This is a genomic window from Isoptericola sp. GX10416 (genome assembly GCF_056590155.1).
The window spans coordinates 204844-228147 of the sequence record NZ_JBWPVO010000006.1; the positions used below are offsets into that span (position 1 = coordinate 204844).

General features: G+C 72.3%; 18 protein-coding genes. 14 read left to right on the forward strand and 4 right to left on the reverse strand.

The window, feature by feature from the left end; translation table 11 throughout:
• Positions 1–50 precede the first annotated feature (50 nt).
• From ACWAT2_RS11315 to ACWAT2_RS11325, 3 genes are read left to right on the forward strand one after another with little or no spacing between them, the layout of a single operon-like run.
• Complete coding sequence (locus ACWAT2_RS11315) at positions 51–1298, forward strand: cysteine desulfurase family protein (protein WP_402375601.1); 1248 nt, start codon at positions 51–53, stop codon at positions 1296–1298.
• Entirely contained in the window at positions 1295–2449 is a 1155-nt protein-coding gene (mnmA, locus tag ACWAT2_RS11320; RefSeq protein ID WP_402375600.1) for a tRNA 2-thiouridine(34) synthase MnmA, read from the forward strand. Before ACWAT2_RS11315 ends, mnmA begins: the two co-directional genes overlap by 4 nt.
• Positions 2446–3483, forward strand: coding sequence for a uroporphyrinogen decarboxylase/cobalamine-independent methonine synthase family protein (locus ACWAT2_RS11325; protein ID WP_402375598.1), 1038 nt, complete (start codon positions 2446–2448; stop codon positions 3481–3483). The genes mnmA and ACWAT2_RS11325 overlap by 4 nt, the downstream gene beginning before the upstream one ends.
• 31 nt (positions 3484–3514) lie before the next feature.
• Here ACWAT2_RS11325 and ACWAT2_RS11330 read toward each other — a convergent pair whose 3' ends face one another.
• Positions 3515–5689: a prolyl oligopeptidase family serine peptidase gene (locus tag ACWAT2_RS11330; RefSeq protein ID WP_402375596.1), complete on the reverse strand. Its 2175-nt coding sequence runs from the start codon at positions 5687–5689 to the stop codon at positions 3515–3517.
• 212 nt (positions 5690–5901) lie between these two features.
• On the opposite strand from ACWAT2_RS11330, the gene ACWAT2_RS11335 reads away from it, so the two are divergent.
• Genes ACWAT2_RS11335 through ACWAT2_RS11355 form a run of 5 tightly spaced genes read left to right on the forward strand, consistent with a single transcriptional unit; the run spans position 5902 to position 9853 of the window.
• Positions 5902–7257 carry a histidine kinase gene (locus ACWAT2_RS11335; protein ID WP_402375594.1) on the forward strand — a complete coding sequence of 452 codons (1356 nt, stop codon included), beginning with the start codon at positions 5902–5904 and terminating at the stop codon, positions 7255–7257.
• Entirely contained in the window at positions 7254–7673 is a 420-nt protein-coding gene (locus tag ACWAT2_RS11340; protein ID WP_402375592.1) for a roadblock/LC7 domain-containing protein, read from the forward strand. Before ACWAT2_RS11335 ends, ACWAT2_RS11340 begins: the two co-directional genes overlap by 4 nt.
• Before the next feature lie 11 nt (positions 7674–7684).
• Positions 7685–8038 (forward strand): DUF742 domain-containing protein, encoded by a 354-nt coding sequence (locus ACWAT2_RS11345; protein WP_402375590.1) that lies wholly within the window; start codon positions 7685–7687, stop codon positions 8036–8038.
• Entirely contained in the window at positions 8019–8627 is a 609-nt protein-coding gene (locus ACWAT2_RS11350) for a GTP-binding protein (RefSeq protein WP_449768917.1), read from the forward strand. The genes ACWAT2_RS11345 and ACWAT2_RS11350 overlap by 20 nt, the downstream gene beginning before the upstream one ends.
• The gene (locus ACWAT2_RS11355; protein WP_402375588.1) at positions 8624–9853 is read left to right on the forward strand and encodes a cytochrome P450 family protein; all 1230 of its coding nucleotides are present in this window, start codon (positions 8624–8626) and stop codon (positions 9851–9853) included. The genes ACWAT2_RS11350 and ACWAT2_RS11355 overlap by 4 nt, the downstream gene beginning before the upstream one ends.
• Positions 9854–9895: 42 nt before the next feature.
• Here ACWAT2_RS11355 and ACWAT2_RS11360 read toward each other — a convergent pair whose 3' ends face one another.
• A complete protein-coding gene (locus ACWAT2_RS11360; protein WP_402375586.1) occupies positions 9896–11386 on the reverse strand; it encodes a flavin-containing monooxygenase in 1491 nt (496 codons plus the stop codon).
• Positions 11387–11542: 156 nt separating this feature from the next.
• On the opposite strand from ACWAT2_RS11360, the gene ACWAT2_RS11365 reads away from it, so the two are divergent.
• Both ACWAT2_RS11365 and ligA read left to right on the forward strand, forming a co-directional pair.
• Positions 11543–13786 (forward strand): beta propeller repeat protein, encoded by a 2244-nt coding sequence (locus ACWAT2_RS11365; RefSeq protein WP_402375584.1) that lies wholly within the window; start codon positions 11543–11545, stop codon positions 13784–13786.
• Between the two features lie 47 nt (positions 13787–13833).
• Positions 13834–16236: an NAD-dependent DNA ligase LigA gene (gene ligA / locus ACWAT2_RS11370; protein WP_402375582.1), complete on the forward strand. Its 2403-nt coding sequence runs from the start codon at positions 13834–13836 to the stop codon at positions 16234–16236.
• 22 nt (positions 16237–16258) lie between these two features.
• Here the strand turns inward: ligA and ACWAT2_RS11375 are convergent, their stop codons facing one another.
• Together ACWAT2_RS11375 and ACWAT2_RS11380 are read right to left on the reverse strand one after the other, a co-directional pair.
• Positions 16259–16930 (reverse strand): ThuA domain-containing protein, encoded by a 672-nt coding sequence (locus ACWAT2_RS11375; protein WP_402375580.1) that lies wholly within the window; start codon positions 16928–16930, stop codon positions 16259–16261.
• Positions 16927–18123, reverse strand: coding sequence for an ROK family protein (locus ACWAT2_RS11380; protein WP_402375578.1), 1197 nt, complete (start codon positions 18121–18123; stop codon positions 16927–16929). The genes ACWAT2_RS11375 and ACWAT2_RS11380 overlap by 4 nt, the downstream gene beginning before the upstream one ends.
• A gap of 127 nt (positions 18124–18250) precedes the next feature.
• Between ACWAT2_RS11380 and ACWAT2_RS11385 the strand changes: the two genes are divergently transcribed.
• The 4 genes from ACWAT2_RS11385 to ACWAT2_RS11400 all read left to right on the forward strand — a co-directional run bounded on the left by ACWAT2_RS11385 (position 18251) and on the right by ACWAT2_RS11400 (position 23218).
• The gene (locus tag ACWAT2_RS11385; RefSeq protein WP_402375576.1) at positions 18251–19771 is read left to right on the forward strand and encodes a sugar ABC transporter ATP-binding protein; all 1521 of its coding nucleotides are present in this window, start codon (positions 18251–18253) and stop codon (positions 19769–19771) included.
• Positions 19768–20799: an ABC transporter permease gene (locus ACWAT2_RS11390; protein WP_402375574.1), complete on the forward strand. Its 1032-nt coding sequence runs from the start codon at positions 19768–19770 to the stop codon at positions 20797–20799. The genes ACWAT2_RS11385 and ACWAT2_RS11390 overlap by 4 nt, the downstream gene beginning before the upstream one ends.
• 71 nt (positions 20800–20870) lie before the next feature.
• Positions 20871–21938: a substrate-binding domain-containing protein gene (locus tag ACWAT2_RS11395; RefSeq protein ID WP_402375572.1), complete on the forward strand. Its 1068-nt coding sequence runs from the start codon at positions 20871–20873 to the stop codon at positions 21936–21938.
• Between the two features lie 104 nt (positions 21939–22042).
• Positions 22043–23218, forward strand: a complete 1176-nt coding sequence (locus ACWAT2_RS11400; protein ID WP_402375570.1) for a Gfo/Idh/MocA family protein — start codon at positions 22043–22045, stop codon at positions 23216–23218.
• Positions 23219–23304 lie beyond the last annotated feature (86 nt).

Sequence of the window (23304 nt, forward strand, 5' to 3'; positions counted from 1 at the left end):
GCACTACCTCGGCGGGATGAGAACGCACCACGGCATGGTTCGTAGACTTGATGACCGTGACAACCACCGAGGCGCCCGGCGCCTACCTCGACCACGCCGCCACGACGCCCATGTCTCCGGCGGCGCTCGAGGCCTTCGTCGCCGAGGCCGACCGCACCGGCAACGCCTCGTCCCTGCACTCGGCGGGCCGCGCTGCCCGCCGCACGGTGGAGGAGTCGCGCGAGTCCGTCGCGGCGGCGCTCGGCGCACGCCCGAGCGAGGTGATCTTCACCGGCGGCGGCACGGAGGCGGACAACTTGGCGATCAAGGGCATCTTCTGGGGCCGCCGCACCCAGAACGCGCAGCGCATCCGCGTGCTCGTCTCCGCCGTCGAGCACCACGCGGTGCTCGATCCGGCGTTCTGGCTCGCCGGGCACGCCGGGGCGGAGATCACGTTGCTGCCCGTCGACGGCGAAGGTCTGGTCGACCTGGAGGCGTTGCGTGCGGAGCTCGCCGCTCATGCGGACGAGATCGCCCTGGTCTCGGTCATGTGGGCGAACAACGAGGTCGGCACGGTCCAGCCGGTCCGGGAGGTCGTGCGGATCGCGCACCGCTACGGCGTGCCGGTGCACACGGACGCGGTCCAGGCGGTGGGGCAGGTCGAGGTCGACTTCGCCGACTCGGGTGTCGACGCCCTGACCGTGACGGGCCACAAGCTGGGCGGGCCGGTCGGGGTCGGCGCGTTGCTCGCGCGGCGTGAGCTGCCCTTGGAGGCGGTGTCCCACGGTGGCGGGCAGGAGCGCGGTGTCCGTTCGGGGACGCTCGACGCGGCGGCGATCCGAGCCTTCGCTGTCGCCCTGCGTGAGGCGGCTGCAGCCCGCGAGGAGCGTGCCGTCGTCCTGGGTGGCCTGCGTGACGAGCTGGTGCAGAGGGTCCGCCGCGCGGTGCCCGACGCCGTCCTGCGCGGTCCGGACCCGCGGGCCGTCACGTCGTCGGGCACGCCTGCCCGGTTGCCCGCCAACGCGCACTTCACGTTCCCGGGCGCCGAGGGCGACTCTCTGCTCTACCTGCTGGACTCCGCCGGTGTGCAGGCGTCCACGGGGTCGGCCTGCCAGGCCGGGGTGCCGCAGCCGAGCCATGTGCTGCTCGCCATGGGCGTGGACGAGACGGACGCCCGTGGCGCGTTGCGCTTCTCGCTCGGTGCCACGTCGACCCACGACGACGTCGACCGGCTGCTGGCGGCGTTGCCCCAGGTGGCGGAACGTGCTCGGGCGGCTGGGCTCGTCGCCGCCCGCCCGTTGTCCGGGGGTGTCGCATGAGGGTGCTCGCCGCGATGTCGGGCGGCGTCGACTCCGCCGTCGCTGCCGCGCTGGCCGTGGAGGCGGGTCACGAGGTCGTCGGGGTCCACATGGCCCTGAGCCGGAACCGTGACCAGTTCCGCACCGGTTCGCGCGGCTGCTGCTCCATCGAGGACGCGGGGGACGCACGCCGTGCCGCGGACGTGCTCGGTATCCCGTACTACGTCTGGGACCTGTCCGAGACGTTCGAGGAGACGGTGGTCGCGGACTTCCTGTCCGAGTACTCGGCGGGGCGCACCCCGAACCCGTGCGTGCGCTGCAACGAGCACATCAAGTTCGAGGCCCTGCTGGACAAGGCGACAGCTCTCGGCTTCGACGCGGTCGCGACTGGCCACTACGCGCGCGTCGAGAGGCACGAGGACGCGGACGGGGCGGTCACGCGCGAGCTGCACCGGTCGCCGAACGACGCGAAGGACCAGTCGTACGTGCTGGCGGTGATGGGTCCGGAGCGTCTGGAGCGTGCGATGTTCCCGCTGGGCGGTTTCGCCTCGAAGGACGAGGTGCGCGCCGAGGCGGAGCGCCGTGGGCTGTCCGTGAGCGCCAAGCCGGACTCCTACGACATCTGCTTCGTGGCCGACGGCGACACTCGCGGGTTCCTGCGCTCACGCCTCGGCGCACAGCCGGGCGAGGTGCGCGACACCGAGGGCAACGTGGTGGGGGAGCACCAGGGCGCGTACGCGTACACGGTCGGGCAGCGTAAGGGCCTCGGTCTCGGGCGACCGGCCGCGGACGGCCGGGCCCGGTACGTCGTCGACGTCGACACCGGCTCGAACACCGTCGTCGTCGGCCCGGCGGAGCTCCTGAGCGTGGACCGGATCGCGGGGGAGCAGGCGGTGTGGCTCGCCCCGCCGCCGGCGGACTGGTCGCAGTGCGAGGTTCAGGTGCGGGCGCACGGCCGGGCAGTCCCGGCGCTCTACCGGGCCGTCGCGGGGGCCGACGGCGGCACGGACGGCCTGGAGCTCCGGCTCGGCGAGCAGCTCCGCGGTATCGCGGCGGGGCAGTCCGTCGTCGCCTACCGGGGGACCCGGGTGCTGGGCCAGGCGACCGTGTCACGAGCCTGGCGCGACGCGCCGGCCACGGCGGGCGCACCGGGCGGGGCGGTGCGCGCATGACGGCGGTCAGCGGCCACGGCCCGTGGCCGGGTGGCGAGCGTGACGTGCTGGATGCGCAGCAGACGATCTTCGGTGACCTCGCGGAGCTGCCCACCGGCGTCGGCGCCGTGCCGTTCCTCGCTCAGCTCACGGACCGCGGGCCCGGGGCCGGGTCGACGGGCCGTACCGCGACCCTCCTGGCCGAGACGGCGGTCGAGCTCGGGCCGCACGGGTGGAAGCTGGCGGACCGTACCGGCGTGGACGAGCGGCGCGCCCGTGCCCTGCTGCGTGAGGACCTCGGGGCGCTCTCCATCGCGGCCCACGGCTACGTGGGCCCGTTGACCGTCGAGGTGACGGGGCCGTGGACGCTCGCGGCGGAGCTGTGGTCGGCGCGGGGTGACCGGGTGCTGGCCGACACCGGTGCGCGCGCCGATCTTTCGCTCGGCCTGGCCACGGGGCTGGCACAGCACGTCGCTGACGTCCGGGACCAGGTGCCGGGCGCGGAGGTCGTGGTGCAACTCGCCGAACCGCTGCTGGGCCAGGTGCACGCGGGCGTGCTGCCGACGTTCTCCGGCTACTCGAGGATCCGTGGTGTGGACGGGCCCGGCGTCGTCGAGGGCCTGCGTCCGGTGATCGAGGCCGTGCACGACGCCGGTGCGACGGCGGTCGTGCACCTCGGCGGCACGTGGGTGGGCATCCCGCCGGCCGTGCTGGCGGGTGCCGACGCGATCGGGCTGGATCTGGCGGAGGTCGGTCCGGACGGCTGGAACGAGCGGGCCTGGGAGCTCGTCGCCCGCGCGACCGAGCGTGGGGTGGCGCTCTGGGCAGGTCTGCCGCCGGCGACGGTCTCCCAGTGCTCGGGACCGCAGCTCGGCGAGCTGGTGCGGTTGGCCGCCGAGCCGTGGCGCCGTATCGGGCTGGCGCCCGCCGGCCTGGGCTCGCTCACCCTGCTCGCGGCGCCGCGCACGGCACCGGCGGGCGCGGACGAGCACCGGGCGGGGCTCGCCAACCTGGGGCGGGTCGCGGAGTCGCTCGCGGAGCGCGCTGCGGTCTGAGCCGCCGTCCTGCCCGCCCGCGGCGGGGCGGTCAGGCGAGCCGCTCGTGCAGGAACGTCCAGGCGAGCGCTGACATGTGCGCGGCCTGGGCGTTGTTGGCCGCGCCGCCGTGGCCGCCCTCGATGTTCTCGTAGTAGGTGACGTCCTTGCCGGCGGCCAGCATCTTCGCGGCCATCTTGCGTGCGTGGCCGGGGTGCACGCGGTCGTCCTTGGTCGACGTGGTGAACAGCACCGGCGGGTACTCGCGGGTGGCGTCGAACAGGTGGTACGGCGAGTAGGTCTGCAGGAACTCCCAGTCCTCGGGGACGTCCGGGTCGCCGTACTCGGCGACCCACGAGGCGCCGGCGAGCAGGTGGTGGTACCGCTGCATGTCGAGCAGCGGGACCTGGATCACGACGGCGCCGAACAGCTCGGGATACTGCGTGAGCATGTTGCCGGCGAGCAGCCCTCCGTTGGACCCGCCCTGCACGCCGAGGTGCTCGTGCGTGGTGATGCCGCGCGCCACCACGTCCCGCGCGACGGCGGCGAGGTCTTCGTACGCCCGGTGCCGGTTCTCCCGCAGGGCGGCCTGGTGCCAGCGAGGGCCGTACTCCCCGCCGCCACGGATGTTGGCCACGACGCGCACCCCGCCGCGTGCGAGCCAGGCCCGGCCGGCGGTCCCGGAGTAGCCGGGCAGGAGCGGGATCTCGAAGCCGCCGTACCCGTACAGCAGGGTCGGCGCCGTGCCGGGCGCCGTGGGGTCCGTCGGGCGGACGAGCTCCGCGGAGCCGACCACGAAGTACGGCACGCGTGTGCCGTCGTCGGAGGTCGCGAAGTGCTGCTCGGCGACCATCCCGGTCGCGTCGAAGAACGCCGGGGCGGACTTCAGGGGCTCCGGCTCGGTGGGGTCCGTCCCCGGGCCGACGACGGTGGCGAGCGCGAGGGTGGAGGGCGCGAGATAGCCGCTGCTGGTCACCCACACGTCGTCGCCGTCCACCGGGGAGACGGCGCGGACGCCGACGGTGAGCAGCTCGCCGCCGAGGGGCAGCTCGGACCGTGTCCACGGGTCGGTCCCGTCGGCGCCCGCCGCGAGGTCCGGCGGAGTGAGGACGTGCAGGGCGTTCTTGACGTCGTCGAGGACGTTGAGCACCAGGTGGTGGCGGGTCCAGGTGGCTCCGGCCAGCGAGGTGGCGGGCGTCGGGGCGAACAGGACGGTCAGGTCGCGCGACCCGTCGAGGAACGCGTCGAGGGGTGCGGCCAGCAGCGACCCTCCCGGGTGGGTACGGCCGCCCACCGCCCAGTCCTCGCGCAGCTCGACCAGGAGCCACTCGCGGTGCAGGCCGACCTCGGCGGAGTCGGGCACGTCGATGCGTACCAGCTGCTGCTCCGGCGTGCCGACGTCGGTCACCAGGGAGGTCTCGGAGCGGTAGAACGCGATCGACCGACGCACGACGTCACGCTCGAACCCGGGCGTACGGGACCGGCTCCCCATGATGTACATGTCCTCGTCGGTCCCCTCGTAGACGACGGTCGCGTCGTCCATCGAGGTGCCCCGGCGCCACAGCTTGACGATTCGGGGGTAGCCGGACGGCGTCATCGTGCCCGGGCCGAAGTCGGTGAACACGTAGACGGTGTCCTCGTCCGCCCAGGAGAGGCCGCCCTTGGCCAGCGGACGGCGGAACCCGCCCTCGGACGGCGGCACGAAGCGCTTCTCGACCAGGTCGAGCTCACGCGTGACGTCGGCGTCCGAACCGCCGGGCGAAAGGTCGACCAGCGCACGACGCCAGGGCTCGCCCGCCGCGAGCTGCTCCGGGGTCGGACGCAGCACCGACGCGCCGTGCCACACCCACGACTCGCCCTCGGCGTCGGCGAGCGCGTCGAGGTCGAGCACCGTCTCCCACCGCGGTGCGTCGGTCCGGTAGGACTCGAGCGTGGTCCGCCGCCACAGCCCGCGCTCGTGGTCGGCGTCGCGCCAGAAGTTGTACAGGTGGTCCCCGATCCGTGAGACGTCGGGGATGCGGTCGTCCGAGTCGAGGACCTCTCGCAGAGCCGCCTCGGTCGGGTCGAGCCGGCTGCCGCCGAGCGCGTCGTGCGCCTCGTCGTTGCGTTCCCGTACCCAGGCGAGCGCCTCGTCGCCCGAGACGTCCTCGAGCCAGCGGTACGGGTCGGAGGTGTGCGGTGCGTCGGGCGAGGTGGCCGCGGTGCGCAGCAGCGGGTCGGCACTCATGGCCAGGACCCTAACCCGGGGGTGCGACGCGGAGCCCGCAGGGGCGGCTTCGGCTTCGGCTTCCTCTTTCACCCGGGTGGTCCCTGTGGTAGAAACTCCTGGTCAGGGCTTTGTGCCCGGTTCAGACCTTCCTACGGGTTCGCGGAGAAGGTCGCGTTCGCGCGATCTGTGCACGACGCCGTCGGACCCGGTCTCACACCGACGGAGGTGCGGTGAGCACGACGACCCCGGCCCGGCCCCCTGCGACGGGCCGCCTCCTGCCGTGGCTCTGCGTCGCCGGCATGGTCCTGTGCGTGGCAGCGCTCCCGCTCGTCGGCGCTGCCGCTCCGCCCTGGGCGGTGTGGGTGCTCGCCGTCGCTGCCGTCGTCCTGCCCGTCGTGGCGGCGGTCCTGCTGTCCGGCGCGTCCCGCCGTGACGCCGCCGCGTTCCGTGCCCTGCTGATCGAGCGCGACGGCCTCGCCGCCGGTCTCCACGAGACGACCCAGGCGCTGCGGGAGACGACGACGGCGCTCACCGTCGAGCAGGAGGCCCGCGCCGACCAGCGGGCATCGGTCGAAACGGCTGTCGTGGCGCTCAGCCGCAAGGTGCAGGCCTCGGCCCACCGCATCCAGGAGGAGGCGGCACGGATGGTCCAGCGACACTCCGCGGACCCGGACGTGCTGCAGACGTCCATGCGGATCGACCACGCGGCGGCGCAGCACGCCCGGCAGGCGCAGAGCCTGGTGGCGCTGTGCGGCCGCCGCCCGGGACAGACGTGGGAGGACGCCCTGCCGCTGCCGGACGTGGTGAAGGCTGCCGCGGGCCGGATCACCGCGTTCCAGCGGGTCGAGGTCTCCGGCGACCCGGGCCTGGCGATCGTCGGGCGTGCGGTGGAGCCGCTCGTGCACGTCGTCGCGGAGCTGCTCGCCAACGCCACCCAGTGCTCCCCACCGAACACCCAGGTGCTCGCGGTCATCCGGCAGGTCCAGCGCGGTGCCGTCATCGAGATCGACGACTGCGGCGTGGGCATGGACCCGCGCGAGCTGAGCCGGGTCCGGGCGATCGCCGCCGGTGAGCGATCGGTGGGCATCGCCGAGCTCGGCGAGGTCCCGCAGACGGGTCTCGCCGTCGTCGGGACCTATGCACGCTTCCTCGACCTTCGGGTCGACCTCACCGAGTCCGTGTACGGCGGCCTGCGGGCCGTGGTGATGGTCCCCGGCAACCTGACCGAGGTGGCCGCCACGGCTCCCGCGGTGCTCGCACCCGGCGTGGACGACGGGTGGGAGGAGCCCGCGGCCCAGGAGCCGGCGCCGGACGCCACCGCGGTGCGAGAGCGTCCGTCGAGCGGCCCGCCGGTGCTGCCGCAGCGACGCACCCGGCGTGCGGTGGCGGGGTCGGCGCCTGCGCCCGGGCACCGCCTGCCGCCGGCGGGACGGCGACCTGAGACCTCGACCCCCGACCAGACCGCGGAGGAGGCGGGAGCCTGGATCGGCGCGTTCTTCGCCGCGAGGACAGACGCACCATCGCAGGACGACCCTGACACCCATGAGCCGTCCGTCGCGACGGACGGGACCTCGGAGGACAGATGACCACCCAGACCACCGGAACGACACCACCCGGGACGGACGACCCCGACAGCTGGATGCTCGACCTCGTGGCCCAGGTGCGTGGCGTGCAGCATGCCGTCGTGCTCAGCTCGGACGGCCTCGTCAAGGTCCGGACCGACGACACGGTCCCGGACACCGCCGACAAGGTCGCGGCCGCGTGCGCCGGACTCGTCGCGCTCGGCATGAGCATGGGCCGCGAGTTCGGGGCCGGTGACCGGCTGCGGCAGGTCGTCGTCGAGTTCGACGGCGGGTTCCTGTTCGTGCGCGGCGCCGGGGACGGTTCTCGGCTCGCCGTCGTGACCGACGCGACGGTCGATCCCGGGCTCGTCGCCCAGCAGATGCAGGCGCAGGTGCTCATGATCGGCGAGCACGCGCTCGGCACGGACCCGGTCAGCTGAGGGATGGCGACATGCACACGGACGGATACCGCGACCACCCGGTACGTTCCTACGTCCTGACCGGCGGACGAGCGCACCCGACCCGGAACACGCTGCGGCCGGAGACGCTGCTGCGCGCCGTCGACGACGGTCGTGAGCTTCCCGGGACGGCGGGCCGGCACGAGCAGGCGCTGCTGCGGACCTGCCGCGGAACCCTGGCCCTGGCCGAGCTCGCCGCCTACCTGCACCTGCCGGTGAGCCTCGTGGCCGTCATGGTCTCGGACCTCGTCGACGGCGGCTACCTGGCGGTGCTGTCCACCCCGGTGCACGACCTGCCCGACACGGACCTGCTCGAGGAGGTGCTCGATGGGCTCCGCGGCCTCTGAGCCCCGCACAGCACACCACCTGGCCCCGACCGTGGCCCGGTCGGTCAAGGTGCTGGTCGTCGGCGCGTTCGGCGTCGGCAAGACGACACTCATCCGGGCTGTGAGCGAGATCCCGATGCTCAGCACCGAGGAGTCGATCACGACGGCGAGCGTCGGTGTCGACCCTCGGCGCGACGAGAAGCGGACGACGACGGTCGCGATGGACTTCGGCCGTGTCACCGTCGGCTCCGACACCGCGCTCTACCTTTTCGGCACGCCCGGGCAGCGCCGGTTCTGGGACCTCTGGTCAGGGCTGGCGGACGGTGCGGTCGGCGCCCTGGTGATGGTCGACACGCGTGACCTGGCCCAGAGCTTCGAGGTCCTGGACCAGCTCGAGGAGCACACCCGCCTGCCCGTCGCGGTGGTGGTCAACGAGTTCCCCGACTCTCCGCGCCACGGGCTCGACGAGGTCCGCGCGGCGCTCGACCTGCCGGAGGGGACGCCCGTCGTCTCGGGAGACGTCCGCGGTCGGCCGCAGGCGGTCGAGGCGTTGACGACGCTGGTCGCGCACGCGCTGGACCTCCGACGGGCCGGGAACGCCGCCGCATGAGCATCACCGCCGCCGGCCGCGTCGTCCGGCTCGAAGAGGTCGCGGACCGGCCGCTGCTCGCCGACCTCGCCGGTGCCCGCGATCCTCAGGCGGGCTACGCGGCGCTGCGCTCCCGCTGGGGCGCCGTGGCCCCGGTTGACCTGGAGCCCGGCGTCCCGGCGTGGCTGGCGCTCGGCTACGAGGAGGTCGGCACGGTCCTGCGCAACGAGGTGCTGTTCTCCCGTGACTCGCGTGCGTGGCGCTACGAGGCCGAGCGGCTGGTCGCCTGGAGGTCGCCGGCGCGGGCGGTCCTCGCGCAGCGGGACAGCGTCCACGACCGCGACGGCGGCGAGCACCGTCGGTTGCGCGCACCGATCGCGGACGTCCTGGCGGGCGTCGACGAGAAGCGGCTGACCCGGACGGTCAGCGTCGCGTGCACGTCGGCCCTCGAACGGCTCGCTGCCCGTGGCGAGGCCGACCTGGTGGCGGACTATGCGGTCGACGTCCCGGTCCGCGTCCTGGCCGACCTCCTCGGGATGACCCTCGCCGACGCGCGCCGGATGCACGAGCTCACCGTGGACCAACGTTCCGGGACGGAGTCCGCGTTCCCGGCCGTCGCCGAGATAGAGAACCTGCTCGCGACCTTCGTCGCCGGGCGGCGTGCTGAGCCGGCCGACGATCTGACGTCCCAGCTGCTGGCTCATGGCCAGCACGAGAACGATCTCGAGGTGATGGGGGCGGTCGGCCTGCTGTTCCGGACCGCGCACGACGCCGAGGTGGCCTGGACCGCTACCGCGTTGCAGCGGATGCTCGCGGACCCCGGGTTCGGCGCGAAGGTCCACGGGGGACGGCTCTCGCTCGACGACGCGCTCGACGAGATCGCGCGGGACACGCCGCCGATGCCGCACCTGCTTCCTCGCTACGCACTGACCCACAGCGAGCTCGGCGGTCAGCCGATCGCGGCGGGTGACGCCGTCGTCCCCGCCGTGGCGGCCGCCAACGCCGATGCCGCAGTGCAGGCCGCGGATCCCTGGGAGCAGGTCGACTCCCGCTTCCACCTGACCTGGGGCGTGGGGGCGCACGCGTGCCCGGCCCACCGCACGGCTCCGCTCATCACGCGGCTCGTGATGGGGCACTTCCTCAGCCGGGTCGCCGACATCGAGCTCACGGTCGGGCCCGACGAGATCGAGCTCGTGCGATCCGCATGGACCTGCTATCCGCGCGAGCTCCCGGTCCGGTTCCGCTGAGGGGACCGGCCGGGAGCGCGCGCCGGGGGCGAGGGTGCGCGGTCAGGCGCCGACGCGGGCGCGCAGGCGGCCGGAGACCCCGCGGTAGGCCTTCGGGTCGACGGGCAGCAGCCACTGCTTCGTCTGGGCGAACCTCGAGACGTTGAGGCCCAGGTCGTCGAGCAGCTCGTCGACCTGGTGCATCGAGAAGGGGATCACGTTGGTGCCGCGGGCGTGCCGGCCCTCGGTGCGCTTCTCCATCCAGTCCACGCGGTCCCGGACGTGCTCGCGCCGGACCTCGAGGGGCGGCAGGTTCAGGGCCCCGGCGAGGTATCCCGCCGTCCAGACGGCACCCATCTCTGCCGAGAGAGGGCTGAAGAACGACGAGTTGTAGCCGGCGAATGTCAGGTGGGGCACGTCATGCGGCAGGATCTGGCGGTAGAGGAGGAAGTTGCCACGGTCGTCGAGCAAACGGTCCGTGACGTCCTGGTCGAGGAACGGCACCCGCTGGTGGAAACCGGTGCCGCACACCACCAGGTCGGCGCGGACGGTGCTGTCGTCGCTGAGCACCGCGACCGGAGCACCGTCGTCGTCGGTGGCGAACCGTTCGACCTCGGCGTCGCGATGGACGACGATCGATCCGTCGGCGACCTGCTCGTAGAACCCGTCGGTGGCCAGCGACACCGTCGAGCGGGCGATGTCGGCGAAGTCGCCGCGCGGCACCAGGCCGAGATGCTCCAGGCGCAGCTGCTTCTTGGAGAGGGCACCCACGCTCGAGACCATGGACCCGCGGACAGCGTTGCCGGGCCCGTGCAGGAACTTCTCCATGGAGTTGTCGAGCGTCTGGTAGCGGAACAGGGCCTCGCCGAGCCGCGTCAGCAGCAGGTACTTGTAGTTCAGCGTGTTGCCGAGCTTCTTCGGAAGCTTCCACAGCAGCTGACGGGCGACGACCGTCGTGCGCTCCGCCACCGGGCCGATCTCGCCGGCGACGTCGCAGGCCGACTTCCCGTAGCCGACCACGACGACGTTCTTGCCGCGGGCCTCCTCCACCGAGGAGAGCTGGCTCGCGGCCACGACCTTCCCGCCGGCACGCATGAGCTCAGCGAGCCCTCCGAACGCCGGGATGACGGGGTCGGAGAAGATGCCGTTCGCGACGATCAGGTGGTCGAACGGCTCGGGGTCGCCGACAGCCTCGCCGACGTGCCGGGAGGTGATGAGCCAGCCGTCCTCGGCGTCGGTGAGCTCGGCGCGCACGACCTCGGTGGACAGGCGCAGCCGGGCGGACAGCCCGTGCTCCTCCACGTACTGCTCGAGGTAGGCCTGCACCTGCTCGCCGCTGGGCCACTCCGGGTAGTGCTTCGGCATGGGCAGGTCCGAGAAGGAGTACGAGCCCTTGTTGTTCTGCGTGTAGAGGCCGGTGTAGCGGCGCGTCGCGCTCCAGACGCCCCCGACGTCTGGGGCCTTGTCGAACACGACGACCTGGTGGCCGAACTCGGCCAGGATCTTGGCGCTGGCCAGACCGGCGAATCCAGCGCCGACGACGGCGATCTTCATGGGCGTCCTTGCTCTCGGTCGGGCATCGGTGATGCCAAGAATCGTAGCGGTCCGGACAGACCGGGCGATAGACCCGAGAACAGGACGAACCGGTCGGCCAGCGGCCTGTGGACAACGCCTGCAGACAGGCGGCGGGACTCGATACCGTCGCCGACCGTGACCACAGACCGACGGCGATCCAGATCGCTGAGCACAGCACTGTCCATCCTCCTCGTCGCGGTCCTGGCCGGGTGCGATCCGAGCTCGGCCGGGACGGGAGCCGACCCGGACGACGGTGCTGCCCCGCCCGCCGAGTTCGTCGAGCTCGACCTGCCGGCGTCGACCCGACCTGAGCAACCGGTCGTCGATCACGCGTCGATCGTCGGTCCCGCCGGTGACCTGCCGTGGTTCGTCGCAGGGGCCAGGACCGAACCCGGTGATCTCAGCAGGCTCGCGATCTGGCTCGCCGACGGCGCCGAGCTACCGGCGGAGCCGCGCCTCCTGCCCGTGGCGGGCGACGTCCGGTCTGTCACGGTGGCGGCGGCCGGCGACACGGCCGTCATCGGGGGGACCCGGTGGTCGGAGGGTGAGTACGGCACCTACCTCCTCCTGAGCACCGATCGCAGCACCTGGCAGCCGGTGGAGTCCCCAGAGCTCGACGCGATGAGCGTCGAGGGCATCGCCGTGACGGACGGCGACGTCGTGGCGCTCGGGACCGACCGGTCGAGCGACGCGGTCCGAGGGCTGCGGGTGGCACCGGACGGTGGCGTGACCGAGTTCGAGATCGATGCACCCGAGGAGGCGACCGGCGTCGTCGCGGTGGCCGCGTCCGGCGACGACATGGTGGTGCTCCTGACCGAGACGGCGCCGGCCGGCGACGATCTCGTCACGGCGCTCCGGAGCCGCGACGCCGGCGAGACCTGGAGCCGACGTTTCGTCCCCGGCATCGAACCGCAGGTCGTCGGCGTGACGTCGGTCGAGGGCGGGTTCGTGGCGACGGGCACCACGCGGCGGGACGTACCCGCCGGGGAGGGGACGATCGCGACGGCGTGGAGCACGACTGGTGACGACGACAGGTGGTCGGTCAGCCACACAGAAGACAACGACTCCAAGACCGCTTCCACCGGGTTCGGCGCACCGGCACCGTTCCAGGACGGGTATGCCGCAGTCCTCTGGCTGGAGGCCAACCGACAGGCGGCCCTCTCGATCGACGTGGAGGGGCGCAGCGGTATCGTCGCGGCGACCGAGAAGATGGCTGCTCTGTCGCACTCGGGCCCCAGCGCCGGCGTGGCGGGCACCGGTGAGGTGCGCAGCGTCCTGGCTGCGGAGCACGGCGCGACGGTCGTGCGCCTGCGCGAGAAGCAGGAGTCGATGGAGGTGGTGGCGGTCCTGGCCGAGCCGCAGCGGTGGCAGCGTCCCGCGACGCCTGCCCTCGCCGTCGACGGCGGCGTACCGGTCTCGCGCGCGTTCTTCGAGATCCTCGACGACGGATGGCGGCGTGGTGCGGAGTTCGCGCACCTCGGGCCGGCGGACGGCGAGCTCGTCGTCACGGTGGACGACGCCGAGCGGCGCGTCGAGGCCTCGGCGCCGGACGGTCGCCGAGCCGCCCTCGAGACGAGGTGGCTCGGCAAGGGTGACGACCTGCGCGTGGGAGTCCTGGCCGCGGCGAGCGACGGCGAGACCTGGTCCGACCCCGAGCCCGTCCTCGCCCATGGGTACGCCTCCGCCTCGGACATGGAGTGGGTCGGGGGTCGCTGGCTGGCCACCGGCGTGGCCGGCAAGGGAGCGAACTTCGCCGAACGGCACCGAGCCGCCCTGTGGACCTCGAAGGACGGGAAGTCCTGGCGGACCGTCGGGAAGTTCGAGCCCGGCGACGGAGCCTCGTCCGCGGACCACGTGTGCGCCGCCGGTGACGGTGCCTTCGTCCTCGGCACCGCCGAGGGGGACGACGTCGTCTGGGCGCGCGACGGAGAGCGTTGGAAGCGAGAGCCCCTCGACCTGGGACCCGAGGAGACGGTGGGCGAGTGCCGGGTCGACGGCGCGGGCTCGCTCGTCCGTTTCGGCACCGAGAACGGTACGGAGCTGCGGTACACGGAGGACGGCCTGACGTACGAGACGCGGCACGTCACCGGGCCGGACGAGCACCTCGACGAGATCGTCGAGGTCCCGGGCGGACTTGCCGCGACGGGCAGCGTCGAGACCGAGGAGTGGTCGGGTCCGGTCCTGTGGTTGTCGCAGGACGGCAGCACCTGGTGGTGGAGCCCCGTCCCGTCGACGCAGCCCGACGTGAGCGCGGTCTACCCGTCCGGTGACGGGGTCGTCGTCGCCGCGGACGGGCCCGGTGGGATGCGCGCCTGGCGCGTCTCCGACACGGGCGGGCTGATAGCGGCGCACCAGGGAGACGGGGCGTCCGTGTCGTGACGACGGACCGGCCTGCCGCTGTCGGTGGGACCCGGCAAGATGGGGTCGTGACCGACACGACCGATCCCGCCGCTCTCGACGAGCCCACCGCCCAGCGCCGATGGTCCGAGCTGGTCGCCCTCGTCGAGGAGGATCAGCGGGCCTACTACCAGCACGACGCCCCGAAGGTGTCCGACGCCGAGTACGACGCACGCATGCGGGAGCTCGAGGCGCTCGAGGCCGCGCACCCGGCCCTGCGCAGTCCCGAGTCACCGACGCAGCGGGTCGGCGGCCAGGCCGCTGCCGGGTTCTCGACCGTCGAGCACCTCGAGCGCATGCTATCCCTCGACAACGTGTTCAGCGTCGACGAGCTGCGCGCCTGGGACACGCGCGTCGCCCGAGACCTCGGCGTCGACGGCGGTGACGTCGGCTACCTGACCGAGGTCAAGATCGACGGGCTGGCGATCGCCCTGCTGTACGAGCGCGGCCGACTGGTGCGTGCCGCGACGCGTGGCGACGGCCAGACGGGCGAGGACATCACCGCGAATGCGCTGCGGATCGCCGAGATCCCCCAGCGGCTCGCCGGGGACGACCACCCGGAGGTCGTCGAGGTGCGCGGTGAGGTCTTCATCCCCGTCTCGGCGTTCGAGCGGCTCAACGAGCTGCAGGAGCAGCTGAGGGAGCAGGCCGTGGCCGAGGCGCGGGACCGCGCGGACGGCCGTGCCGCCGCCACCCGTGCCTTCGACGAGGAACGCGCACGCGTGGCCGCGCTGCGCCGGTTCCCGCAGTTCGCGAACCCTCGCAACGCGGCTGCGGGTGGTCTGCGGCAGCTCCTGGACAAGAAGAGCGGCCTGGAGCGAGAGGCGGGCCTCGCCCGCGTGAAGGCCCTGCGGATCTACGCGCACGGCGTCGGAGCCCTGCAGTGGACCGAGGGCGAGCACGCGGAGCTGGCGAACCAGTCGGATGCGTACACCCTGTTCGAGCGGTGGGGCATCCCGGTGTCGCCGCACAACCGGGTCGTCCAGGGGATCGACGGCGTGGTGGACATGATCACGTACTTCGCGGAGCACCGGCACGACATCGAGCACCAGCTCGACGGCATCGTGGTCAAGGTCGACGCGCTCGCCGACCAGCGCCGGCTGGGCACCACGAGCCGCGCGCCGAGGTGGGCGACGGCTTACAAGTACCCGCCCGAGGAGGTCAACACCCGTCTGGTCGCCATCCAGGTCGGGGTGGGGCGGACGGGCCGCGCCACCCCGTACGCCGTCATGGAACCGGTGACGGTCGCCGGGTCCACGGTGCGGCAGGCCACCCTCCACAACCAGGACGTGGTCAAGGCCAAGGGCGTGCGCATCGGTGACATGGTGGTGCTGCGCAAGGCCGGCGACGTCATCCCCGAGATCCTCGGGCCCGTTCCCGCGCTGGCCGACGACGGCTACCCGCGCGAGGACTTCGTCATGCCCACCGAGTGCCCGGAGTGCGGCACCCCGCTGCGGGCGATGAAGGAGGGCGACGTCGACCTGCGGTGCCCGAACGCGGAGTCCTGCCCGGCCCAGGTCCGCGGGCGCGTGGAGCACATCGGGTCCCGCGGAGGACTGGACATCGAGGCGCTCGGCGAGGTCACGGCGGCGGCCCTCACCCAGCCGGACCTCCCGGCCGAGCCACCGCTGCGGACCGAGGCGGGGCTCTTCGACCTCACGCTGGAGCGGCTCCTGCCCATCGAGGTCGTCGTGCGGGACGCCGAGACGGGCCTGCCGAAGGTCGACGACGACGGCGGGCTCCGCCGTCGGACACCGTTCCGCAAGAAGCTCACGCACTCCAAGGCGGCGCGGCTCGCCGCAGAGGAGGCAGGGGAGACGCTCCCCGTCCACGAACCCTCCAGCCAGGCGACCAAGCTCCTCGACGAGCTGGACCGCGCCAGGACCAAGGACCTGTGGCGCATCCTCGTCTCGCTCAACATCCGGCACGTCGGCCCGGTGGCGGCGCGGGCGCTCGCGGACTGGTTCGGATCGTTGGACGCGATCCGCGAGGCGTCGCGCGAGGAGCTGGCCGCGGTCGAGGGTGTCGGGCCCGTCATCGCCGACGAGCTGCTGGCCTGGTTCCAGGTCGACTGGCACCGCGAGATCGTCGAGGTCTGGGCCGCGGCAGGCGTCCGGTTCGTCATCCCCGGCCACCCGGGACCCGCCGTGATGGCGGAGAAGGCCGCCGAGGGACCGACGGGCCCCCTCGCCGGGCTGACCGTCGTCGTGACGGGGTCGCTGGAGGGCTACACGCGCGACGGGGCCAAGGAGGCGGTCATCGCCGCGGGGGGCAAGGCATCAGGGTCGGTGTCGAAGAAGACCGACTACGTCGTGGTGGGGGAGAACGCCGGCTCCAAGGAGACCAAGGCGCGCGACCTCGGGCTGACGATCCTCGACGAGGACGCGTTCACCCGGCTGCTGGAGGGAGGCCCGGAAGCGCTCGCGGAGTGAGGGTGCCGACGGGCGCGGCGGTTCAGCGGTGGTCGCGCGCCGCCCAGAGGATGCCGCGCTCGATCATCGTCCGGATCTCGGGGATCTTGAGGTCCGCGACGCTGTGCCCGACGGCGCACGCGAACACCTTTCCCCGGCCCCAGTGCCGGGTCCAGACGACGGGCACGGTCGCCGGCTCCTGCCACGGTGCTCCGTCCCGGACGGCGTGCGTGGTCGTCGCCAGCACGTCGCAGAGCGGGTCGGTCTGGACCCAGTACTGCTCGGTGGTCAGGCGGATGCGTGGTCCGATGCCGGCCACGACCGGATGGTCGGCCCGCTCCGGGCGGACGTCGATCTCGTGGTCGACCATGTCGTCCGGGTGGGCGACGAACTGACCACCGACGATGTGCTGGAAGTCGGTGGCGCCGCGGAACGCGTCGAGCAGCCCGCCGTGCCAGCCCGCGAGCCCGGCCCCGTTCTCCACCGCGAGGCGGAGCCCGTGCATCTCGTCGGCGAGGATCTCGCCCATGGTCCAGCTCTGCACGATCAGGTCGACGCCGGTCATCACGGACTCGTCGGCGTAGACCTCCAGCGAGTCCTCGACGGTGACGTCGAACCCGGCGACGGCGAGCATGGGCAGAAAGAGGTCCGTGGTGGCGACAGGGTCGTGACCCTGCCACCCGCCGCGGACGACGAGGGCCTGACGGTTGCTCACGAGTCCTCCTTGACGGTGATGAGCGCGTCGATCGAGTGGGGAGCCAGGAAACGATCGGTGACCAGTGTCGCAGCACCGACGACGCCTGCCTGCGCCCCCGCCCGCGAGGTGACGATCCGCAGGTGCTGGGTCGCCAGGGGCAGTGACCGCTGGTAGACGACTTCCCGGATCCCGGCGACGAGGTGCTCGCCGGCACCGGCGAGGATACCGCCGATGATGATGCGTGACGGGTTGAGCAGGCTGACCGAGGCGGCCAGCACGGTCCCGATGTCGCGGCCTGCCTGACGCACCGCCTGACCGGCCGCGACGTCCCCGGCGCGGACCAGGTCGACGATGTCCTGGGTCGTCCGGATCTGTGCGCCGGACTCCTGCAGCACGCCGGCGATCGCGAGCCCGCCCGCGACGGCCTCGAGGCACCCGACGTTGCCGCAGCGGCAGGGGATCTCGGCGGCGCCCGAGACCGCGACGTGCCCGAGGTCGCCGGCGGCACCTTGTGCTCCGCGGCGCAGCTCTCCGTCCATGACGACGCCCGCACCGATGCCGGTGGCGACCTTGACGAACAGCAGGTCCTGCTCGTCGGGGCACACGGTGCGGTGCTCTCCGAGCGCCATCACGTTGACGTCGTTGTCGACGACGACGGGGGCGCCCAGGAGCCGGTGCAGGATGCCGGGGACGTCGGTGCCGTCCCAGCCCGGCATGATCGGCGGGTTGACCGGCCGTCCGTCGGCGTGGTCCACAGGGCCGGGCAACCCGATGCCGATGCCGGCGAGTTCTTCCACCTTCCGCCCGGCCTGGGTGACGAGGTCTGCGCCGGCTTCGGCGACCCAGGAGAGCACCGGCTCGGGGCCGTCGGCGATGGCCAGCGGCTCCTGCGTCGACGCGAGCGGCCTGGCGGCGAGGTCGGTGATCGCGAGCCGCGCGTGCGTGGCCCCGAGGTCGACGCCGAGCACGATGCGGTTCGAGGGGTCGAAGGCGAAGGTCGACGGCGGTCGCCCTCCGGTGCTGGACGCCTCACCGGCCGGCGCGAGCAGCCCGACAGCCGTCAGCGCCTCGATGCGCGCGGCGACGGTCGACCGGGACTGGCCGGTCTCGGAGACGAGCGAGGCGCGGGTGTGCGGAGTGCCGTCCCGGAACAGCTGGAACATCTCCCCGGCCCCGGTGGGGCGCGGAGGAAATTTCTGCAGCCCTTCCATGAGCACAGTGAACCACGCCCTTCCGACCTCGTGTTTTGTCGCTCGGTGTCTATCACGAGCGGGTAACGATCACAAAGCTCCCACACTTTTGCTTGACGGACAACATAAGTCCGTCTACGTTCGTCACATGGTCACAGAAGACCCCCCAGCACTGCTGCTGCAGATGCAAGGCATCGTGAAGACGTTCCCCGGAGCGCGAGCCCTCGACGGCGTGGACCTCGACGTCCGGCCCGGCGAGGTGCACTGCCTCCTCGGCCAGAACGGAGCGGGCAAGTCCACGCTCATCAAGGTCCTGGCCGGTGCGCACCAGCCGACCGAGGGCACGATCCTGATGGACGGCGAGAAGATCGAGATCCCGCACCCGGTGGCGGCGCTGGAGCACGGCGTCGCCACGATGTACCAGGAGCTGGACGTCGTCGACGGGCTCACCGTCGCGGAGAACATCTACCTCGGCCACGAGCTGGCGTCGGTGGGCTTCACCCAGCGGCGCGAGGCCACGAGGCGCACCCGCAAGCTCATGGAGCGGCTCGGGCACCCGGAGATCTCGCCGCACCGCGAGGTCGGGACGCTCTCCGCGGCCGGCAAGCAGGTCGTCTCGATGGCCCGCGCACTCTCGCGCGACGCCCGGGTGATCGTCATGGACGAGCCCTCGGCGGTCCTCGACTCGGGCGAGGTCGACAACCTCTTCCGGGTGGTCGAGGAGCTGGTCGAGCAGGGCATCGCGATCGTCTACATCTCCCACCGTCTGGAGGAGATCCGCCGGATCGGTCACCGGATCACGGTCATCAAGGACGGCCGGACCGTCGGCCGCAACCTGGACGTGGCCTCGACGCCGACGGACGAGCTCATCAAGCTGATGACCGGCAAGGACGTCGAGTACGCCTTCCCCGAGCGTCCCGGGGTACCCGACGACGCCCCGGTGCGGCTCGAGGTCGCCGACCTCTCGCTGGCCGGCGTGTTCTCCGGCGTGTCGCTGAGCGTCCGAGCCGGCGAGATCGTGGGTCTCGCAGGGCTGGTCGGCTCGGGACGCTCGGAGATCCTCGAGACGATCTACGGGGCACGTCGGGCCGCCGGCGGGACCGTCGCGCTCGATGGCCGGCGCCTCCGCAACGGCTCCGTGACGGCTGCGGTCGGGGCCGGTATCGGGCTGGCGCCCGAGGAGCGGAAGAGCCAGGGCCTGGTCCTCGACGAGCCCGTGTACCGGAACATCACGCTGTCCACGTTCGCCCGGACGGCGCGCGCGGGCTGGCTCGACGAACGAGCCGAGCGGGACGCGGCGAAGGAGCAGGCCGTCGCGCTCGACCTGCGGCCGCCGGACGTCGATCGGTCGATCCGCACCCTGTCGGGCGGCAACCAGCAGAAGGCCATGCTCGCCCGCTGGCTGGTGCACGGCTGCGAGGTGCTGCTCCTCGACGAGCCGACCCGCGGCGTCGACGTCGGGGCCCGGTCCGAGATCTACGCCCTGGTGCGCCGGCTCGCCGACGCCGGGACAGCCGTCCTGGTGGTCTCCAGCGAGATCCCCGAAGTCCTGGGCCTTGCCGACCGAGTCCTCGTGATCTCCGAGGGCGAGGTCGTGCACGCAGGGCCCGCCGATTCGATCGACGAGCACCAGGTGCTCGACATGGTCATGGAAGGAAGTGCCGCGTGAGCGAGCAGCAGACGTCGTCGAGACCGGCGGCGGACACCCCGAAGGCGCGGGCGGACCACCGCCGCGGGCACAGCATCTTCTCCGGGGCCGTCGGTCGTAACCTCGGCCTGGTAGCGGCCCTCCTGCTGCTTTGCCTGGTCGGGTTCCTCACGGGTGGCGACCGGTTCGCGAGCCTGACGAACCTGATGATCATCCTGAGTCTCGCCTCGGCGATCGGCGTCCTCAGCATCGGCATGACGTTCGTCATCACGACGGGCGGCATCGACCTTTCGGTCGGCTCGGTGGTCGGGCTGTCGACCGTGTGGGCCTCGACGCTGGCGACGCAGAACCTGGCCGACCAGTACGGCTGGATCGTCATGGTCGGGTGCGCGCTGCTGGTCGGGCTCGCCGCCGGCCTCGTGAACGGCGTGGTCATCGCCTACGGGAACGTCGTCGCATTCATCGCGACCCTGGCGATGCTCGTCGCTGCCCGTGGGCTCGCCGAGCTCATCGCGAACCGCCGGACGCAGATCGTCGACGTGCCGTCGTTCGACAACACGTTCCAGGGCAACCTCGTGGGCGTGCCGAAGATCGTGTGGATCTTCGTGCTCGTCGCCGTCGTGGGCTGGTTCCTCCTCAACCGCACGACGTTCGGCCGCCGTACGGTCGCCGTGGGCGGCAACCCGGAGGCCGCGCGCCTCGCGGGCATCAACGTCAAGCGGCACCTGGTGTACGTCTACGGGCTCTCCGGCCTCGCGGCCGGCATCGCCGGCGTCATGATGCTCGCCCGCACGGGTGCGGGCTCGTCGACCACCGGCATGCTCTGGGAGCTCGAGGCGATCGCCGCGGTCGTCGTCGGCGGCACGCTCCTGGCCGGCGGGCGCGGCACGATCGTCGGCACCGTCATCGGCGCCCTCATCTTCGCGACCCTCTCGAACGTCTTCATCATCAACAACCTCGACAGCTCGGTGCAGGCGATCGCGAAGGGCGCGATCATCGTCGGCGCCGTGCTGCTGCAGCAGCGCATCTCGGCACCGAGATCGAGCTGATCCGTCACCCCGCACCATCAGAACCCGCACGACCGACCCTGCACGACCCGGACCGAATCGAGGAAGATCCTATGTCCGCACGTATGAACCGCCGGCGCCGCATGCTCGGTGTCCCCGCCGCTCTCGCCGCCTCGGCACTCCTGCTGACCGGCTGCGTGAGCAACGAGCCGCCCGAGGAAGAGACGGAGACCGACACGGCGAGCACCCAGGAGGGTTCTGGCGGCACCTCCAACGACGAGCCCGGCGAAGAGGTCGTCATCGGCTTCTCCGCCCCCGCCGCCGACCACGGCTGGATGGGTGCGATCACCTCCGCGGCGGAGGCCGAGGCCGAGAAGTACGAGGACGTCGACCTCCGCGTGGCCGAGGGCACGAACGACGTCAACGTGCAGATCAGCCAGATCGAGGGATTCATCGCCGAGGGCGTCGACGCCATCGTGCTCCTGCCGTTCGACGGCGCGGCCCTCACCGACGTCGCGACCGAGGCGATGGAGGCCGGCATCCCGGTCATCAACGTCGACCGCGAGTTCTCCAGCCCGTTCGCCGCGCGCAGCACGGTGCTCGGTGACAACTACGGCATGGGTGTCTCGGCGGGCCAGTACATCTGCGAGCAGCTCGGCGACAACCCCGACGCCGTGGTCGCCGAGATCGCCGGCATCGACTCGCTGCCGCTGACGCAGGACCGCAGCCAGGGCTTCGAGGACGCCCTGTCCGACTGCGGGCTCGACGTGGACAACCGTGTCGCGGCCGAGTTCACCGTCCAGAGCGGTGAGCAGGTGACCTCCAGCCTCCTGCAGGCCGCCCCGGAGATCGACGCGATCTGGAACCACGACGACGACCAGGGCGTCGGCGTGCTCCAGGCGATCGAGAACGCCGGCCGCGACGAGTTCTTCATGGTCGGCGGTGCCGGCTCCGCCAACATGATGCGGGAGATCCAGAGCGGCGACTCCGTCGTCCAGGCGACCGTCGTCTACCCGTCGACCCAGGCCGCGGACGGCATCAAGCTCGCCCGTCTGGTCGCGCACGACAAGGGCATGAGCGACCTGACATCGGCGGGCGTCCCGCGCACCGTCCAGCTCTTCGCGCCGGTCGTCACGGCGGACAACGTCGAGCAGTACCTGCCCACCGCGTTCGAGTCCTGACCGGACGCACCACACCACCCGGCGGCGGGGCCCTGTCCCCGCCGCCGCGGTCCCGTCCGGCCTCGACCGGAGCGGGGCCGCGCCCGAAAGGAAGGACCAGGCACATGGGTGACGCAGACCGCGCACGTCTCGGCATCGGGATGGTCGGCTACTCGTTCATGGGCGCCGCGCACTCCCACGCGTGGCGTACCGCCCCCCGCTTCTTCGAGCTGCCGCTGCGCACGGAGATGACCGCCGTCGTCGGCCGTGACCCGGAGCGGGTCGCCGAGGCCGCGACACGGCTCGGGTGGGACTCCTCCGAGACGGACTGGCACCGTCTGCTCGAGCGTGACGACATCGACCTGGTCGACATCTGCACGCCGGGGAACACGCACGCCGAGATCGCGATCGCGGCGCTGGACGCCGGCAAGCACGTGCTCTGCGAGAAGCCGCTGGCCAACACGGTGGCCGAGGCGGAGCAGATGGTCGCCGCGGCCGACCGTGCCGCCGCTCGTGGCGCCCGCGCGATGGTCGGCTTCACGTACCGGCGCGTCCCGGCGATCCAGCTCGCGCGTCAGCTCGTCGCGGACGGCCGCATCGGGCAGGTGCGCCACGTGCGCGCCCAGTACCTGCAGGACTGGCTCTCCGACCCGTCCGCGCCGCTGTCGTGGCGCCTGGACAAGGAGAAGGCGGGCTCCGGAGCGCTGGGTGACATCGGCGCCCACATCGTCGACCTGACGCAGTTCATCACCGGTGAGCAGATCACCGGCGTGACCGGCGTGCTGGAGACCTTCGTGACCGAGCGTCCGGTGGCCACCGAGTTCGCCGGGCTGTCCGGCACCGGGGGCGACGAGACCGGTCCGGTGACCGTCGACGACGCGGCCGCCTTCCTGGCGCGGATGTCCGGCGGGGGCCTCGGCGTCTTCGAGGCCACGCGCTACGCCCAGGGCCGCAAGAACGCCATCCGGATCGAGATCAACGGGTCGAAGGGCTCGCTGGCGTTCGACTTCGAGGACATGAACGTCCTGCACTTCTTCGACGCCGAGGAGTCCGGTGCCACCGCCGGGTTCCGACGGATCGTCGTCACCGAGGCGGACCACCACGCCTATGTCGCGGCCTGGTGGCCTCCCGGCCACGGGCTCGGTTACGAGCACGCGTTCACGCACCAGGTCGTCGACCTCGTCTCGGCGATCGCCGGCGGCGAGGACCCGGCGCCGTCGTTCGCGGACGGTCTCGCCGTCCAGCGGGTGCTGGACGCGGTCGAGCGCAGCGCCGAGAAGGGCGTCTGGCTCGACGTCTGATCTTCTGCACCGACCGACGAAGGAGGCACGCAGACAGCACCAGCATCGACCGGTTCCATCACGTCCGGGCCGACGTGAACGGATGA